Annotated in this window: 16 protein-coding genes; 4 read left to right on the forward strand and 12 right to left on the reverse strand. The window is 61.6% G+C overall.

Annotation, left to right across the window (positions count from 1 at the left end):
- Positions 1-65: 65 nt before the first annotated feature.
- The 8 genes from JNK99_RS06665 to JNK99_RS06700 form a co-directional block, all read right to left on the reverse strand.
- Positions 66-2,906, reverse strand: coding sequence for a 2-oxoglutarate dehydrogenase E1 component (locus JNK99_RS06665; RefSeq protein ID WP_291850452.1), 2,841 nt, complete (start codon positions 2,904-2,906; stop codon positions 66-68).
- Between the two features lie 111 nt (positions 2,907-3,017).
- Positions 3,018-4,313 carry a citrate synthase gene (gltA, locus tag JNK99_RS06670; protein ID WP_291850455.1) on the reverse strand — a complete coding sequence of 432 codons (1,296 nt, stop codon included), beginning with the start codon at positions 4,311-4,313 and terminating at the stop codon, positions 3,018-3,020.
- Positions 4,314-4,383: 70 nt separating this feature from the next.
- Entirely contained in the window at positions 4,384-4,638 is a 255-nt protein-coding gene (locus tag JNK99_RS06675) for a succinate dehydrogenase assembly factor 2 (protein ID WP_291850459.1), read from the reverse strand.
- Complete coding sequence (locus tag JNK99_RS06680) at positions 4,638-5,351, reverse strand: succinate dehydrogenase iron-sulfur subunit (RefSeq protein WP_291850462.1); 714 nt, start codon at positions 5,349-5,351, stop codon at positions 4,638-4,640. The genes JNK99_RS06675 and JNK99_RS06680 overlap by 1 nt, the downstream gene beginning before the upstream one ends.
- 24 nt (positions 5,352-5,375) lie before the next feature.
- The gene (gene sdhA, locus JNK99_RS06685; RefSeq protein ID WP_291850465.1) at positions 5,376-7,160 is read right to left on the reverse strand and encodes a succinate dehydrogenase flavoprotein subunit; all 1,785 of its coding nucleotides are present in this window, start codon (positions 7,158-7,160) and stop codon (positions 5,376-5,378) included.
- Positions 7,161-7,508, reverse strand: coding sequence for a succinate dehydrogenase, hydrophobic membrane anchor protein (gene sdhD, locus JNK99_RS06690; RefSeq protein WP_291850468.1), 348 nt, complete (start codon positions 7,506-7,508; stop codon positions 7,161-7,163).
- Complete coding sequence (gene sdhC, locus JNK99_RS06695; RefSeq protein WP_291850471.1) at positions 7,502-7,894, reverse strand: succinate dehydrogenase, cytochrome b556 subunit; 393 nt, start codon at positions 7,892-7,894, stop codon at positions 7,502-7,504. Before sdhC ends, sdhD begins: the two co-directional genes overlap by 7 nt.
- A 118-nt stretch (positions 7,895-8,012) precedes the next feature.
- Complete coding sequence (locus JNK99_RS06700) at positions 8,013-8,750, reverse strand: GntR family transcriptional regulator (protein WP_291850474.1); 738 nt, start codon at positions 8,748-8,750, stop codon at positions 8,013-8,015.
- A 210-nt stretch (positions 8,751-8,960) separates the two neighbouring features.
- On the opposite strand from JNK99_RS06700, the gene JNK99_RS06705 reads away from it, so the two are divergent.
- The 3 genes from JNK99_RS06705 to JNK99_RS06715 all read left to right on the forward strand — a co-directional run bounded on the left by JNK99_RS06705 (position 8,961) and on the right by JNK99_RS06715 (position 11,440).
- Positions 8,961-9,947, forward strand: coding sequence for a malate dehydrogenase (locus JNK99_RS06705; protein ID WP_291850476.1), 987 nt, complete (start codon positions 8,961-8,963; stop codon positions 9,945-9,947).
- 121 nt (positions 9,948-10,068) lie between these two features.
- Positions 10,069-11,052, forward strand: coding sequence for an aldolase/citrate lyase family protein (locus JNK99_RS06710; protein ID WP_291850479.1), 984 nt, complete (start codon positions 10,069-10,071; stop codon positions 11,050-11,052).
- 4 nt (positions 11,053-11,056) lie between these two features.
- Positions 11,057-11,440: a nucleotide pyrophosphohydrolase gene (locus JNK99_RS06715; RefSeq protein WP_291850482.1), complete on the forward strand. Its 384-nt coding sequence runs from the start codon at positions 11,057-11,059 to the stop codon at positions 11,438-11,440.
- A gap of 32 nt (positions 11,441-11,472) precedes the next feature.
- Here JNK99_RS06715 and rlmJ read toward each other — a convergent pair whose 3' ends face one another.
- Together rlmJ and JNK99_RS06725 are read right to left on the reverse strand one after the other, a co-directional pair.
- On the reverse strand, positions 11,473-12,318 hold the full coding sequence (gene rlmJ / locus JNK99_RS06720; RefSeq protein WP_291850485.1) for a 23S rRNA (adenine(2030)-N(6))-methyltransferase RlmJ: 846 nt from the start codon (positions 12,316-12,318) through the stop codon (positions 11,473-11,475).
- Between the two features lie 56 nt (positions 12,319-12,374).
- Positions 12,375-13,619 (reverse strand): nitronate monooxygenase, encoded by a 1,245-nt coding sequence (locus tag JNK99_RS06725; protein WP_291850488.1) that lies wholly within the window; start codon positions 13,617-13,619, stop codon positions 12,375-12,377.
- A 233-nt stretch (positions 13,620-13,852) separates the two neighbouring features.
- Between JNK99_RS06725 and folE the strand changes: the two genes are divergently transcribed.
- Positions 13,853-14,497 (forward strand): GTP cyclohydrolase I FolE, encoded by a 645-nt coding sequence (gene folE, locus JNK99_RS06730; RefSeq protein WP_291850491.1) that lies wholly within the window; start codon positions 13,853-13,855, stop codon positions 14,495-14,497.
- A 13-nt stretch (positions 14,498-14,510) separates the two neighbouring features.
- Here folE and JNK99_RS06735 read toward each other — a convergent pair whose 3' ends face one another.
- Both JNK99_RS06735 and JNK99_RS06740 read right to left on the reverse strand, forming a co-directional pair.
- On the reverse strand, positions 14,511-15,449 hold the full coding sequence (locus tag JNK99_RS06735) for an AEC family transporter (protein WP_291850494.1): 939 nt from the start codon (positions 15,447-15,449) through the stop codon (positions 14,511-14,513).
- A gap of 10 nt (positions 15,450-15,459) precedes the next feature.
- Positions 15,460-15,987: enoyl-CoA hydratase-related protein (locus JNK99_RS06740; protein ID WP_291850497.1), on the reverse strand; the 528-nt coding region annotated here is incomplete at its 5' end.

Raw genomic sequence — 15,987 nt, forward strand, 5'->3', positions numbered from 1 at the left:
GTCGCTTCGGCGACCGACTCGGAAAGCTGTGGAACTTTGACGTCGATGATCATGTTCTCTCCGTTCTAGGGCAGTTTGTAGTACTCGATCTCACCGAAGGCGGAGTCGATCAGAGCCTTTTGTTGGGCGTTGTGCTTGCTGGCGTAGCCAACCGCGGGTGAGGCGGACGCCGGGCGGGAGACGAGCAGCAGATGCTGCTTGTCGCTGAGCGAACGCGACAGGTGCTGGCGCGAAGCGATCCAGTACCAGGCCCCCTGGTTGCGTGGCTCCTCCTGACACCAGACGACCTCGGTCGCTTTTGGGTACTTGGCCAGTTCTTCCTGGAACTTCTCCTGCGGGAAGGGATAAACCTGCTCAAGCCGGGCAATCGCCACGTGCGAGGCTTTCTTTTCGTGGCGCGCCGCGATCAGCTCGTAATAAACCTTGCCCGAGCAGAACACCACGCGCGTCACCTTCTTGGCGTTGATCGGCTCCACCTCGCCAATCACCGGCTGAAACTCGCCGTCGCTCAGCTCTTCCAGCGTCGAGGTGGCGTCCTTGTGGCGGAGCAGTGACTTGGGCGAGAAGACGACCAGAGGCTTGCGCTGGTTGCGCACCGCCTGCCGGCGCAACATGTGGAAGACCTGGGCCGGCGTCGATGGCTGGCAGACCTCCATGTTCATCTCTGCGCACAGCTGCATGTAGCGCTCGATGCGTGCCGACGAATGCTCCGGCCCCTGTCCCTCGTAACCGTGCGGCAACAGCAACACCAGGCCACTGGCGCGACCCCACTTGGCTTCACCAGCAGCGATGAACTGGTCGATGACCACCTGCGCGCCATTCGCAAAGTCGCCGAACTGCGCCTCCCAAACCACCAGTTCGTGTGGGTTGGCCGTCGAGTAACCGTACTCGAAGGCCAGTACGGCTTCCTCGGAGAGCACCGAGTCGAAACACTGGAAACCGCCCTGCCTCTCCTGCAAGTGGGCGAGCGGGTAATAGGTGCCGCGATCCCAATGCTCGCGATTCTGATCGTGCAATGCTGCGTGACGGTGGAAGAAGGTGCTGCGACCGACGTCCTCGCCTGAAACCCGAACGCCGTAACCGGAGACCAGCAACGACGCGTAAGCGAGATTCTCGGCCATGCCCCAGTCCACCGGGAGCCGGCCTTCTCCCATCAGGCGACGGTCATCAATGATCTTCTTCACACGGCTGTGCAGCGTGAAATTCTCCGGAACCGAAGTCAGTCGTTCGGCCAAGCGCTGCAACTCGACCAGCGGCACCTTGGTGTCGCAGTTCTCAATGTACTTCGGCGACAGGAAGGGCGTCCAATCGATGGTCATCGGGTGCTTGTAGCCAGCCAACACCGGGTTGTAGAGCAGCTCCCCGCGATCGAGGTGAGCGCGGTAGTCGGCGATGATCTCGTTCGGACCTTCGGGTGGTAGAACACCTTCGGCAACCAGCTTGTCGGCGTACAGCTTGCGTGTACCCGGATGCTGCTGGATCTTTTTGTACATCAGGGGTTGCGTGACCATCGGCTCATCCTGCTCGTTGTGGCCGAGCTTGCGATAGCAGATGATGTCGATCACCACGTCCTTCTTGAAGGCTTTGCGGTAGTCGACGGCGATACCGGTAACCAGCGCCACGGCCTCGGGATCATCGCCATTGACATGGAAGATCGGCGCTTCGGCCATCTTGAAGATGTCAGTACAGTAGAGCGATGATCGGTAATCGCGCGGATCCGAGGTGGTAAAGCCGATCTGGTTGTTCACCACGACGTGTATCGTGCCACCCACCCCATAGCCGCGGGTCTGCGCAAAATTCAGCATTTCCTGGTTGACGCCCTGACCGGCGACCGCGGCATCGCCGTGGATCAGCACGGCAAGCACCTTGTTCTGGCCATCCGTGCCACGACGACGTTGGCGGGAGTAAACCGAACCCACCACCACCGGATTGACGATCTCTAGGTGCGACGGGTTGAAGGCCAGCGTCAGGTGGCAGGGGCCTCCCGGAGTCGACACGTCGGACGAGTAGCCCATGTGATATTTCACGTCACCAGCCGTCAGTTCCTGGGCCTTCTTGCCCTCGAACTCCTCGAACAGCATCGCCGGCGCCTTGCCGAGTGTGTTGACCAGTACGTTCAGCCGCCCACGGTGGGCCATGCCGACGACGATCTCATCCACCCCGCCGGTACCGGCAACCCGGATCAGCTCGTCCATGGCCACGATGGTCGATTCGCCACCCTCTAGCGAGAAGCGCTTCTGGCCGACGTAACGGGTATGGAGGTAGCGCTCCAGAGTCTCGGCGGCGGTCAGTCTTTCCAGCATCCGCTTGCGTTCCTCGGCCGTGTAATTGGGCTTGGAATGGATGCGCTCGAGGCGATCCTGAATCCATCGCTTCTCGGCCACCGTACTGATGTACATGTACTCGACGCCGATCGAACCGCAATACGTCGCCTTCAAAGCATCGTAGATCTCGCCGAAGGTGGCGTGATCCGGGGTTCCCTTGAACGATCCGGCATTGAACACGGTGCGCAGATCGGCATCGGACAACCCATAATAGGCCGGATCGAGCTGTGGCACATCCGGACGGGACATGCGCTTCAACGGATCCAGATTTGCCCAGCGATCGCCAATGAAGCGATAGGAGGTGATCATTTGCAGAACGCCGACCTGTTTCCTGTCGTCCACCGGCGCCACTGCCGCAGCTCGATAACCCCCCTTTCTCGCCTGCTCGGCAAAGGCATTGATCACCGGCAAATGCGGAACATCACGCGCAACGTAACCCGGAAGTTGCGCCAGCTTGTCGAAATACTCGCGCCACTGCTCGGAAACGGAGCCAGGATTGTCGAGGTAATTCTCGTACAACTCCTCGACAAAGGGTGCATTGCCGCCAAAGAGGAGGGAGTTACCAAAAAGCTGATTCATCATGGCAGTTACCTGTCGTCACCGTTCTGGTTCGTATTGAGAAAGCCTGTGGGACAAAGACCACAGCATTAAAAAAGGGCGGCTAATGCCTGCCGCCCTTTCGACTCCGTCGGCCTAGCGCTGGTCTACGGAGATTACGTCGCGCTTCGCTGTACCGACATAGAGCTGGCGCGGGCGCCCGATCTTGTACTCCGGATCGTTGATCATTTCTTCCCACTGCGTCATCCAGCCGACCGTACGCGCCAACGCAAAGATACAGGTGAACATCGTGGTCGGGATGCCCAGCGCCTTCTGAACGATACCCGAATAGAAATCGACGTTCGGATAGAGCTTCTTCTCGATGAAGTACTCGTCTTCGAGCGCAATCTTTTCAAGCTCCATTGCCAGCTTGAAAAGACGGTCGTTTTCCAGACCAAGCTCCTGCAGCACATCGTTGCAGACCTTGCGCATCAGTTTGGCACGCGGATCGAAGTTCTTGTAGACACGGTGACCGAAGCCCATCAGCTTGAAGTCGTCGTTCTTGTCCTTCGCGCGCGCAATGTACTTGCCAACCCGCGACACATCGTGGATTTCCTCGAGCATCTGCAGGCAGGCTTCGTTCGCACCGCCGTGCGCCGGACCCCACAGACAGGCAATACCGGCCGAGATGCAGGCATAAGGGTTGGCGCCGGAAGAACCGGAGAGGCGGACTGTCGAGGTCGAGGCATTCTGCTCGTGGTCGGCATGCAGCGTGAAGATGGTGTCGAGAGCATGCACGAGGACCGGGTTCGGCTTGTACTGTTCGCACGGGTTGGCGAACATCATGTGCATGAAGTTTGCCGTGTAATCCAGATCGTTGCGCGGGTACATGAAGGGCTCGCCGCGGTGATACTTGTAAGCCATGGCGACAATCGTCGGCAGTTTGGCAACGATCCGGTTGAAGCTGATGTTCTGGTGCTCACGATCCGAGAAATCCTCGGCCTCATGATAAAAGGCCGAGAGGGCACCGACGACACCAACCAGCACGGCCATCGGGTGCGCATCACGACGGAAGCCCTGGTAGAACTTCACCAGTTGCTCGTGCACCATCGTGTGCTCTTTGATGTTGGTTTCGAACTTCGCCTTCTGGCCGGCATTAGGCAACTCGCCATGCCACAGGAGATAAGCCACTTCCAGGAAGTTGCACTGCTCGGCGAGCTGTTCGATCGGATAACCGCGGTACAGCAACTCGCCCTTGTCGCCGTCGATGAAGGTCACGGTGGAGCGGCAACTCGCCGTCGACAGGTAGCCGGAATCGTAGGTGAAGAGACCGGTCTTGGCACCCAGGGTACGAATGTCGATGCAATCATTACCATGGGTAGGCGTCATTATTGGAAACTCGACGGGTGCCCGCCCTTCGATGATCAGAGTTGCTTTACGTTCGGTCGTCATTGTATTAATCCCCGTTCAGGTGTTGAGGTCACAGCTACGAACAGGAAGCTGTCAGAGTATGGCAACTTCCTTACTTAACTCTTACGTTGCGCAACAAGGCAACGACTTCGGCCTGCACCGGATCGGTACATTCGCGGCTGCCATTGACCAGCGGCCACAGTTCCAAGTCCTCCATGTCGGCCAGAATGACAAATGCATCAGCCTGCGCAGGTGCCAACGTCGGGAAGACGCGATCGAGAAACTCACCGAGCAGCAGATCCATCTCCAGCATCGCGCGACGCGTACAACGCCAGCGCAGGCGGTTGAGCCTTTGCCTTTCCTCCATCAGATCGCGCGACGAACCATCATTTCCTTGATCTTGCCGATTGCGCGGGTCGGGTTGAGACCCTTCGGACAGACATCGACACAATTCATGATGGTATGGCAGCGGAACAGACGATAGGGATCCTCGAGGTCATCCAGGCGTTCGTTGGTCGCCTGATCACGGGTATCGGCGATGAACCGGTAAGCGTTCAGCAGGCCGGCCGGACCGACGAACTTGTCGGGATTCCACCAGAACGAGGGGCATGAGGTCGAACAGCAGGCACAGAGGATGCACTCGTAAAGACCGTTCAGTTCTTCACGCTCCTCGGGCGATTGCAGTCGCTCGCGTTCGGGACGAGGCCCTTCATTGATCAGGTAGGGCTTGATCGAGTGGTACTGCTTGAAGAACTGGGTCATGTCAACGATCAGGTCGCGGATCACCGGCAACCCCGGCAAGGGGCGCAGCACGACCGGCTGCTTGAGATCCTTGATCTCGGTAAGGCAGGCCAGGCCGTTCTTGCCGTTGATGTTCATGGCATCGGAACCGCAGATGCCCTCACGACACGAGCGCCTATATGACAGGGTGTCATCCTTCGCCTTGAGTCGGGTGAGCACATCGAGCAGCTTGCGGTCGATGGCGAAATCGACCTCGACCGACGCGTCCTGCATGTATGGCGCGTTATCCTTGTCGGGGTCGTAGCGGTAAATCTTGAACTGCATGGTACTGGTGGCCATAATCTTTGACTCCTTGGCGCGCGATCAGTAGGAACGCGTCTTCAGCGCGATGGTTTCGACGGACAGCGGCTTCATGATCACCGGCTTGAAGCCGAGGCGATTGCCATCGCGATGCCACAGTGTGTGTTTATGCCAGTTGACATCGTCGCGCCCGTTCGGATTGGCCGGGGTGTCCGGCGCATCGTCACGCACGTGCGCGCCACGCGACTCCTTGCGAGCCTCTGCGGAAACCATCGTCGCCTTGGCCACTTCGATCAGGTTGTCCAGTTCCAGAGCCTCGACTCGCGCCGTGTTCCAGACATGGGACTTGTCTTTGATCTCGGTTCGCGCGACCGCCTTTTCGATATCGAGAATCTTGGCCACACCCTCGATCAACATGTCGTTGAAACGGAAAACACCACAATGCTTCTGCATCGTGCGCTGCAGTTCGAGACGGGTTTCGTTGACGTTGGCGCCGCCGGTCTGGGTATTGAGACGGTTCAGGCGTGCCATGGTACGGTCGGCAAAATCGGCAGGCAGCTCCTTGAGGCCAATCTCGCCCGAGCGGACATTTTCGATGACGGTATCACCGGAAGCCTTACCAAATACCAGGAGGTCGAGCAACGAGTTGGTTCCCAGGCGGTTGGCGCCATGCACCGAAGCACAGGCCACCTCGCCAGCGGCATAGAAACCGCGTACCGGCGTGCCGTCGTCGCCGACCACCTGCCCCTTGTAGTTGGTCGGCACACCGCCCATCTGGTAGTGACAGGTTGGCACCACCGGAATCGGTGCCTTGATCGGGTCGATACCGGCGAACTGGATCGAGATCTCGCGAATCCCCGGCAGGCGCTTCATGATCGTCGCCGGGTCAAGGTGGGTAATGTCGAGCAGGACGAAATCCTTGTTCGGTCCGCAACCACGTCCCTCGTTAATTTCGGTGACCATGGCCCGCGACACCACGTCGCGCGAGGCCAGATCCTTGGCATTCGGCGCGTAGCGCTCCATGAAGCGCTCGTTGGTCGAGTTACGCAGGATGCCGCCTTCGCCGCGCACGCCCTCGGTGATCAGCACCCCGGCTCCAGCGACGCCGGTCGGGTGGAATTGCCAGAACTCCATATCTTCAAGGGCGATGCCGGCGCGCGCCGCCATGCCGAGACCGTCGCCGGTATTGATGAAGGCATTGGTCGACGAATAGAAGATGCGGCCAGCACCGCCGGTGGCGAACACCGTGGCCTTGGCGTGGAAAGCGACAACCTCGCCGGTCTCCATTTCGAGCGCGATGACCCCGAGCACCTGACCCGACTGGTCACGGATCAGATCCAGCGCCATCCATTCGACAAAGAACTGCGTATTGGCGCGCACGTTGCGCTGATACAGCGCGTGCAGCATGGCGTGGCCGGTACGGTCGGCTGCTGCACAGGCGCGGCGAACCGGCTTTTCGCCGAAGTTGGACATGTGTCCGCCGAATGGCCGCTGATAGATCTTGCCTTCGTCGGTGCGGTCGAACGGCATGCCGAAATGCTCGAGTTCGACCACCACCTCGGGCGCCTTGCGGCACATGTACTCGATTGCATCCTGGTCGCCGAGCCAGTCGGAACCTTTGACCGTGTCGTACATGTGCCAGTGCCAGTGGTCTTCCTCGGAGTTGCCGAGCGAGGCCGACACCCCGCCCTGCGCTGCCACGGTGTGCGAACGCGTCGGAAAAACCTTCGACAGAACGGCCGTTTTGAGGCCTGCTTCCGACAACTGGATCGCCGCCCGCAAACCCGAACCGCCAGCGCCGACGATCACTGCATCGAACTTACGTACCGGAATGGATAGCTTGCTCACTTAAATTCTCCACAGAATCTGAACTGCCCAGCCGGCGTATCCGACGAGCACCGCCGCTGTCGCAATCATCATCAGCAGACGCAAGCCATCCGGCTTGATGTAATCCATCCAGATGTCCCGGACACCGATCCAGGCATGATAAAACAGGCTGACAAAGAAAAGGAAGGTGGCGAACCTCATGAAACCGTTGGCAAAAATTCCGCGCCAAGCCTCAAAGGAGTCGGGCCCGACAGCTCCGACGACAACCAGGAAGACGACCGTATACACGGCCATGACGATAGCCGTGGCGCGCTGGATGACCCAGTCCTTGAGGCCGTAATGTGCCCCGACAAGAATGCGATTTACCATAGCACCTTAGCTCCGATGATCAGGGTCAGGGCGATGCTGACCACGAAAACGATCTTGCTCGAAAGGCGCGCCGCCTCGAGTTCCACCCCCTTGTGCAGATCGAGCAGCAAATAGCGGATGCCGGCGCAGAAGTGGTGCATGTAGAACCAGATCAGGCCGAGCAGAACGATCCTGACCAGCGGATGACCCACCACATCCCTGACCCCGGCAAAGGTCTCCGGCGAGGTGAGGCTGCTCTGCAGCAGCCATAGGAGAAACGGTAGAAGCAGGAAAAGCGCCGCCCCACTGACCCGGTGAATGATTGACAGGATACCCGGAAGCGGTAGCCTGATGGTCGGCAAGTCCAAGTTCTTTGGACGCCTTTTCTTGATTGCCATCTCTGCCATGAACGTCATCCCTCATGTGTAATCCGGCCGAATGCACACCACCCGACCCCTCGATACCACGCCCGATTATAGCCCATCCGGGCGTGACTGACTTGCCCCACATAACGTCTGCGGGCTCTCATCCCAGCTCGTTGTGATAATGATAATTGCGTGTCGAATAGAAGCCGCGACGCCACTCGACGGGCTTCTGGCCGTAGGTGAAAGTCACTCGCTCGACCAGCAGCAGCGGGCTCCCTTCTGCGACCTGCAGGAGGTCCGCACTCACCCTGTCCGCCGATATGGCTCGCAATCGCTCGTCGGCCCGAATCATGCGAACACCATAACGAGTCTCGAACAGGCTGTACAACGACTCGCCGGACCTCAGCACATCGAGCGAAAGGTCGGGAAACAGTTCGCTGGGAAGATAGATCTCGTCGAAGACGACCGCTTCATCACCCAGCTTCAACAGACGGCGAACGATGGTGATCGGCGCGCCCGGTTCGAGGGCCAGGATGCGCGCCACATCGGCACCGGCCTTGGCGCGCCAGCACTCGAGCGGCACGCTCTGTGAAACCTGCAGCTCGCCTTGATTGGGAACCAGGCGGAGAAAGCGGAAAAAAGACCCGGGATCCTTGTGCGTGGCAACAAAAGTACCCTTGCCCTGCTGGCGCACCAGCAGATTCTCGGCCGCCATCTCGTCGATCGCCTTCCGCACCGTGCCCTGGCTGACGCCGAAGCGGGCAGCGAGTTCCGACTCGCTCGGAATCGGGTCTCCCGGCCCCCAGTCACCCGCCTCGAGATGACGCAGGATCAATTCCTTGATCTGCCGGTACAGCGGACTGAAAGTAGGGGCATGCAATGACGGCGGCCTGCTCATGGAGCGTCATTTCAGCATAGTTTGACTCCCGCGTCCATCCCGTTCCGACCAAAAGTATTATATATAAAATATAAGACATGTTTGACACCCTGCAGACTTGGCTATTATGATTCGCCCGATTTGCTGCCCACTGCCGAGCACACCTCGCGGGGGCGACGCCGATCGTCTTCAGCTCACTTCTTGCTAATTGTTAACGACAGGAGCCGCATCATGTCCAAAGCCCCCATGCGCGTCGCGGTCCCCGGCGCCGCCGGCCAGATTGGTTACAGCCTGCTTTTCCGGATTGCCTCCGGCGAAATGCTCGGCAAGGATCAACCGGTCATCCTCCAGCTACTCGACCTGCCGCAAGCCCAGAAGGCCTGCCAGGGCGTGATGATGGAACTCGAAGACTGTGCCTTCCCGCTGCTCGCCGACATGTTCGCCACCGATGACCCGAACGTCGCCTTCAAAGATGCCGACGTCTGCCTGCTGGTCGGCGCGCGGCCACGTGGCCCCGGGATGGAGCGTGCCGACCTGTTGACCGCCAACGGCGCCATCTTCACCGTTCAGGGCAAGGCCATCGCCGAAAATGCCAAGGAAGATGTGCGTGTTCTGGTCGTCGGCAACCCCTGCAACACCAATGCCCTGATCGCCGGCGCTGCGGCGCGCAAGGTCGGCCGCACCAACCCGAACAACTATCACGGCATGCTGCGCCTCGACCACAACCGGGCACTGTCGCAACTCGCCGCGAAGACCGGCCGGCCGGTCGCCAGCTTCAAACAGCTTGTCGTCTGGGGCAACCACTCGCCGACGATGTATGCCGACTACCGCAACTGCACGTCGAATGGCGACAACGTCAAGGCACTGATCAATGACGCGGAGTGGAACAACGATGTCTTCCTGCCGACCGTCGGCAAGCGGGGCGCGGCAATCATCGACGCGCGCGGCCTCTCCTCCGCGGCTTCGGCGGCCAATGCCGCCATCGATCACATACGTGACTGGGTTCTCGGCTCAAGCGAGTGGGTAACCATGGGCATCCCGTCCGACGGCTCCTACGACATCCCGGCCGGTATCGTCTTCGGCTTCCCGTGCGAGTGCACGGGCGGCGCGTTCAAGATCATCCAGGGACTCGAGATCGACGACTACTCGCGTGAAAAGCTGAACAAGACGCTCAAGGAACTGACCGACGAGCGGGATGCCGTGAAGGACATGCTGTAGGCCTCGCTCCTCATTGAAGCCTTCGAGCCGCGGCAGGTCCGCGGCTTTTTTTTTCGCTGCGAGCTTGCCGGCGCGTCGCGTTAGAATACCTGCCGACACCGACTCTCGCACACCAAATGCCATGCGCCATCCCAGCCAAGTCCTGTTCGCCGGCGAAAAACCCTTTCCCATGATGCCCGCGGTAGACCATTACGCGGGTTCCGAAAAGCTGATGTCCAAGGCACTTCAGTTGCAGCACGAGCTCGGACCGATCTTCGACCTCACCTGCGACTGCGAGGATGGCGCCGCCGCCGGCGCTGACCGCGAACACGCCGAGCTGGTCGCCACAATCATCATGAGCGAAGCCAACCGGTACAACCGGGTTGGCGCCCGCATCCACGACATCGCCCACCCCGCCTGGCAGCAGGACATCGAGATCATCGTCGCAGCGGCCGGCCGGCGGCTGGCCTTCCTGACGCTCCCCAAGGTGGGCGGCGCCGAGGACGTACGCACCCAACTGAACGTCGTGCGGCGGATCGCGGTGGCGACCGGTCTGGCAAGACCGATCCCGGTACACGTGCTCATCGAGACACACGGCGCGCTGCGCGACGTGTGGCAGATCGCCGCCCTTGCCGAGGTCGAGTCGCTCGATTTTGGCCTGATGGATTTCGTCAGCAGCCACCACGGCGCCATCCCGGGATCGGCCATGAAGAGCCCGGGACAGTTCGAGCATCCGCTGGTCGTTCGGGCCAAATGCGAAATCTCGGCTGCCGCCCTGGCCAATGGTGTCATACCGTCGCACAACGTCACTACCGAACTGAGGGATATCGACGTCATCCGCGAGAATGCCCGGCGCGCGCGCAACGAATTCGGCTACCTGCGCATGTGGAGTATTCACCCGAATCAGATCGTTCCCATATTCGAGGCAATGTGCCCCGACTTTTCAGAGGTCGAACAGGCCGCTGCCATCCTGCTCGCCGCCCAGGACTGCGACTGGGGGCCGATCGAACATCATGGCCTGCTGCACGATCGGGCCTCGTATCGCTATTACTGGGAGCTGCTCGCCCGCGCCCAGGCCACCGGCATGCACCTGCCGGCAGCCGCCCGGCAGCGCTTCTTCGCCTGACGCCATGGACCTGTCGGCACTGACCGCGCAGCTGATCGAATTTCGCGACCAGCGCGACTGGGCGCAGTTCCACAGCCTGCGCAACCTCATCGTCTCGCTCAACCTCGAAGCCGGCGAGTTGCTCGAACTGACGCAGTGGAAAAGCGATACCGAAATGGCCTTGCTGATCGACAGTGCCGCCGGGCTCGAGGCGCTGCGCGACGAATGCGCCGATGTCCTGATCTACCTGCTGCTGATCGCCGAACAAGCCGGCATCAATCTAGAGGACGCCGCATATGCCAAGCTGGCCAAGAATGCAGCCCGCTACCCGGTCGGAATCAGCTACGGATCGAACCACAAGAGCGCGCCGACGCCAATCCCGGTGGCCACCGGACGAAGTGAATCCTGAGTCCCGACTCCTCGCCCGCAACGCGGAAAGCTTCAGGAGTCCTGGCTCTCGAGCGTGAAACCCGCTCCTGCATCTGCCCCCAGCACCCGCGTCAGCCAGGGCATCACCTCCTGCAGGATGGCCGGCAGGGTCCACGGCGGATTGATCACGAACAGGCCGCTGCCGTGCATCCCGAAACCGTCACCGGCCGGCGTTCGCACGCGCAAGGTGACGTGCAGCCATTTGCCGGCCGGCAAGCGCTTCAGGCGCGGCGGCAATTCGTGTGCTTCGAGCTTGGTCAGCAGCGGGTACCAGAGCAGGTAGCTGCCGCCGGGGAAACGCGACAGGCTATCCTTGAAAGACTGCAGCACGCGCTCGTAGTCACGCCGCTCTTCGTAGGAAGGGTCGATCAGCACCAACGCACGGCGCGGCGGAGGTGGCAACAGCGCCTTGAGCGCAGCAAAGCCATCCGCTTCTTCGACCACCACCTGTCTGCCGCAATCCTGAAAACGCTCGCGCAGACGCAGCACCTCGCGGCTGTGCAGTTCACAAAGTCGCAGGCGATCCTGCGCGCGCATCGTCCATAGTGCGAAGGAGGGTGAACCCGGATAGTGCTTCAGGCGGCCATCGGGATTGGCTTGGCGCACCAGATTGAGGTAATCGCTCACTGCCGGCGGCAGATCCTTGCGCTCCCACAACCTGCCCACCCCGTCGCGGAACTCGGCAAGCTTCGTCGCCTGCGCCGAATCGAGGGCATAGCCACCCGCCCCGGCATGCGTGTCAATGTACCAGAACGGCTTCTCCTTTTGTGCCAGATGGCGGATCACCTGCACCAGCACCACATGTTTGAGAACATCGGCGTGGTTGCCGGAATGAAAGGCATGGCGATAACTGAGCACCGGCTAAGCCCCCTTCACCAAGGTCGGACGCGCTGTGTCGTCTGGTGGACAGCGCACTAGTCGGGAATCCGGATGTTGCCTTCGGTGCTGAACTGGTAGTCGTGAAAAATGTGCTCGGCGCTCAACAACTGGTAGCTGCCGTCCGGCAAGCGCCGCGTCGTATCCTTCAGGCGGTAGGCATAGTGGCCACAGGTCCAGCAGTCGAAATTGCGCATCTGCGTACATAGGCAGGTCTTGTCCTTGACCGAGATACGCTTGACGCCCGGGTTCGCCGCCACCTCGCGGTTATAGGCGTTGATGTAGGAGCAACTGCCACTACTGTCGAGCAGGTATCCGTAGGCTTCGCAGTTCGGTCGAATCCCGTCGCCGATCGCCGGGCTGTTGCTCAGCATGCGCATCGGGTAGCCAGTGGGAGAAATCTGGTTGACCTCGATCTGCTCTTCGCTGGCCTCGAAATAACGTTGCTTGACATCCTCCGGCAAACCGCACTCACGCGATACGGTGAAGCGCGTCGCCACCTGGACGGCGGCAGCACCCTGGTCGAGAAAGGAGGCGGCATCGCTGCCGGTAAAGATGCCGCCGGCCGGGATCAGCGGGATGTTCAGTCGCTCGGCCTGCAGATAGCGATGAATCTCGGCAAAGATCGTCGCCAGATCGTACTGCGCCCAGTCCATGCCGAAACCCAGGTGACCACCAGCCAGCGGCCCTTCGACCACGACATAGTCGGGCAGGCGATTGCTGCGCGCCGTCTTGCGCAGGAACAGTTGCAGGGCGCGCAAGGAGGAAACGATGATTCCCAGCTTGGCATCGCGGAAGCGCGGGTGATCCTCGATCAGCGCGAAGGAACCGAGATGCAGGCCGGCGGCCAGCGTGATGCCGTCGATCCCGGCATCGAGTGCCGCCGCCATGCGCACGCGCAGGGTTTCGCGCGGCGCGTTCATCGTCAGCTTCTCCATGCAGTTGACGAAAATCAGGCCGTCGCCGCGCTTCGCCTCCATCGTCCGGCCGACGTGCATGTGGGTCGCCTCGGCCAGTTGTCGGAGGTCGAAGCGGACGATCGACTTGTCGGAGTTGGCGACGTTGAATTTGTACTGCCGCAGTTTGTCCTTGACGAACTTGGCGTTGAACCGTCGGTCGGCCACCGTATTCACCATGGCATCGGAGATGTGCCCGACACCACCCAGCCGGGCCGCCTCGAGCGCCAGTTCGGCGGTCGAAATATCCACCCCCATGCCGCCGATCACGATCGGCACCAGCTCCTTGTTGTCGAACCGCAGACGGAAATCATCAACGCATTTCATCAACTTCCTTCCCAACCCAGGACAGCGTCCTCAGTTCACCCGACGGTGCCATCCGACGGATGTTTCAAGTTGGTCATTATCGCTCATCGCGGAGCTGCATGGCTCGCTGCATCGAGCGAAATCGCGTTCCCCGGCCGGCGCGTCGCGAATCCACCACGCGGTGCGCCGCCGTCGGGCAGACGCGCACCGACGTGTATCATGTACTTTCCAGCAATGCAAAATGGAAACTCGCGATGTCCGACTGCACGCACCCCGACCACTCTGCCCGACCCGCCAGCGAACTCGGCATTCCACGCCACACGGCGTTTGATGCCGCCGCCTTCGAACGTGCGATCGGCGACCTCCTGAGCGCCTGCGGCATCGCCCCGGACGCCGCACACATGGGGCGCACGCCCCAGCGCGTGCGCGAACTGTGGCAGCACCGCCTGCTCGGCGGTTACGATCTCGATCCGGCAACAGCACTCGGTGACGGCTTCGCCGATCAACGCAGCGACCTGGTGATCGTGCGTGGCATCGCGGTGCATGGGGTCTGCCCGCACCATCTGGTGCCCTTTCGCGGCCTGGCCCACGTCGCCTATCTGCCGGGCGGCCGTCTGCACGGTTTCGGCCGCATCGCGCGCCTGGTCGACGCCATCGGCCATCGTTTCACCTATCAGGAGTGGATGACCCGCGACATCGCCGACGCGCTGATGCGATACGGCAAGGCGCGCGGCGCGGCATGCGTCGTCGAGGCGGAACAGTTGTGCCTGCTGCTCGGCGAAGATCGGCGTGGTGATGAGCGGGTGATCACCCAGTCGTTCAGCGGCGAGTTTGCAGGCTCGCCACAGTTGCGCAACGAGTTTCTGCGCGCCATTGCCGGCAGCCGCCGCCACGACTGAGCCGGCAGCCGACTCAAGCGCCGCTCAGGGTCAGCGCCAGAGGCGTCGACAATGCTGCCAGAGCGGTCGTCAGTACCAGGCTGCTCGCCACCGGCCCTTCAAGCGTCTGAAACTGGCGCGACATCAGATAGACGTTGGCGCCCACCGCCAGCGAGGCGAGCAGCACGACCACCTGCGTCTCGAGCGGTGGCAGGCCGATCAGGCGGGCCAGCAGCCAGACCACCAGCGGCTGCACGAGCAGTTTGAGGAAACTGATCGCGAGGCTGATTTTCCAGCCGCCCAGCACCCCGTATTCGGCCAGCCCCATGCCGAGCACGAGCAGCGCCATCGGTGCCGCCGCCTGGCCGAGCATGCCCAGCGGCAACGCGACGAAATCCGGCAACGGCAGACCGCTCAGGCCGAACAAGCTGCCCGACAGGATACCGGCCACGACCGGATTGCTCAGCACACCGCGCGCCGTCCTGGCAAAACCGCGCAGCGAGAAGCTGCCATGCCGCGCCCACTCGACCGACACCGTCAACAGCGTCCACAGGATGAGCGCATTGAACACCAGCACCAGTGCCACCGCCGGCAGCGCCGCGTCGCCCAGCGTCACCCGGGCAAGCGGCAGACCGAGCAGCACATTGTTCGAGAATACCCCGCCGAGTGCAAAAACCGACTGCCCGACGCCATCGAGCGCGAACAACTGCCGGGCGACCAGGCGGCCGATCACGAAGACGATCAGGCAGCCGCCGAAGAAGGCGAGCAGCAGGCGCGCGTCCACCGGCGGCAAGCGCGAAAGGTCGCTCATCAGGCGGAACAGCAACGCCGGCAGGGCCACCGAAAAGACGAAGCGCGACAGGTTCTCCGACATCGCTTTCGACCAGCCGCAGGCGCGCATCAGCAGGTAGCCGGCGAGCACCAGGACGAACAACGGGGCCGCCAGCTCGACGTGTCGCAGGAAGGTGCCCACGGCCGGCGGCTCAGTCGAGAAAGCGCGGTGGACGCCGTTCGCGCAGGGCGGCCATCGATTCCTCGAGATCGGCCGACATCAGCATCGCCGCATTCCAGGTGGCGATATAGTTCAGCCCGTCGGTCACCGAATGATCGCGCCCGTAGTTCAACATCTCCTTGCTCCCCCGAATGGCCAGCGGCGACTTGCCGGCGATCGTCCGGGCGATCGCGCGCACCCCCTGCAGCAGCGCCTCGGGGGTCGCGAAGACCTGGTTGGCCAGTCCGATCTGCCTGGCCTCGGCAGCATCGACGCTGCGTCCGGTGTAGGCCAGTTCGCGTGCGATCCCGTCGGGCACCAGCCGGGGCAGGCGTTGCAGGGTTCCGACATCGGCCGTCATGCCGACGTCGATTTCGCGCACCGAGAACTGTGCATCGGCCGCCACGTATCGCATGTCGCAGCAGGTCACCAGATCGACCGCGCCGCCGATGCAGGCTCCCTGAATTGCCGCCAGCACCGGCTTGCGGCAGCGCTCGACGCTCGACAGACAATCCTGCAG

Origin of the sequence: Accumulibacter sp. (assembly GCF_016789985.1) — a bacterium.
Classification (GTDB): Bacteria; Pseudomonadota; Gammaproteobacteria; order Burkholderiales; family Rhodocyclaceae; genus Accumulibacter.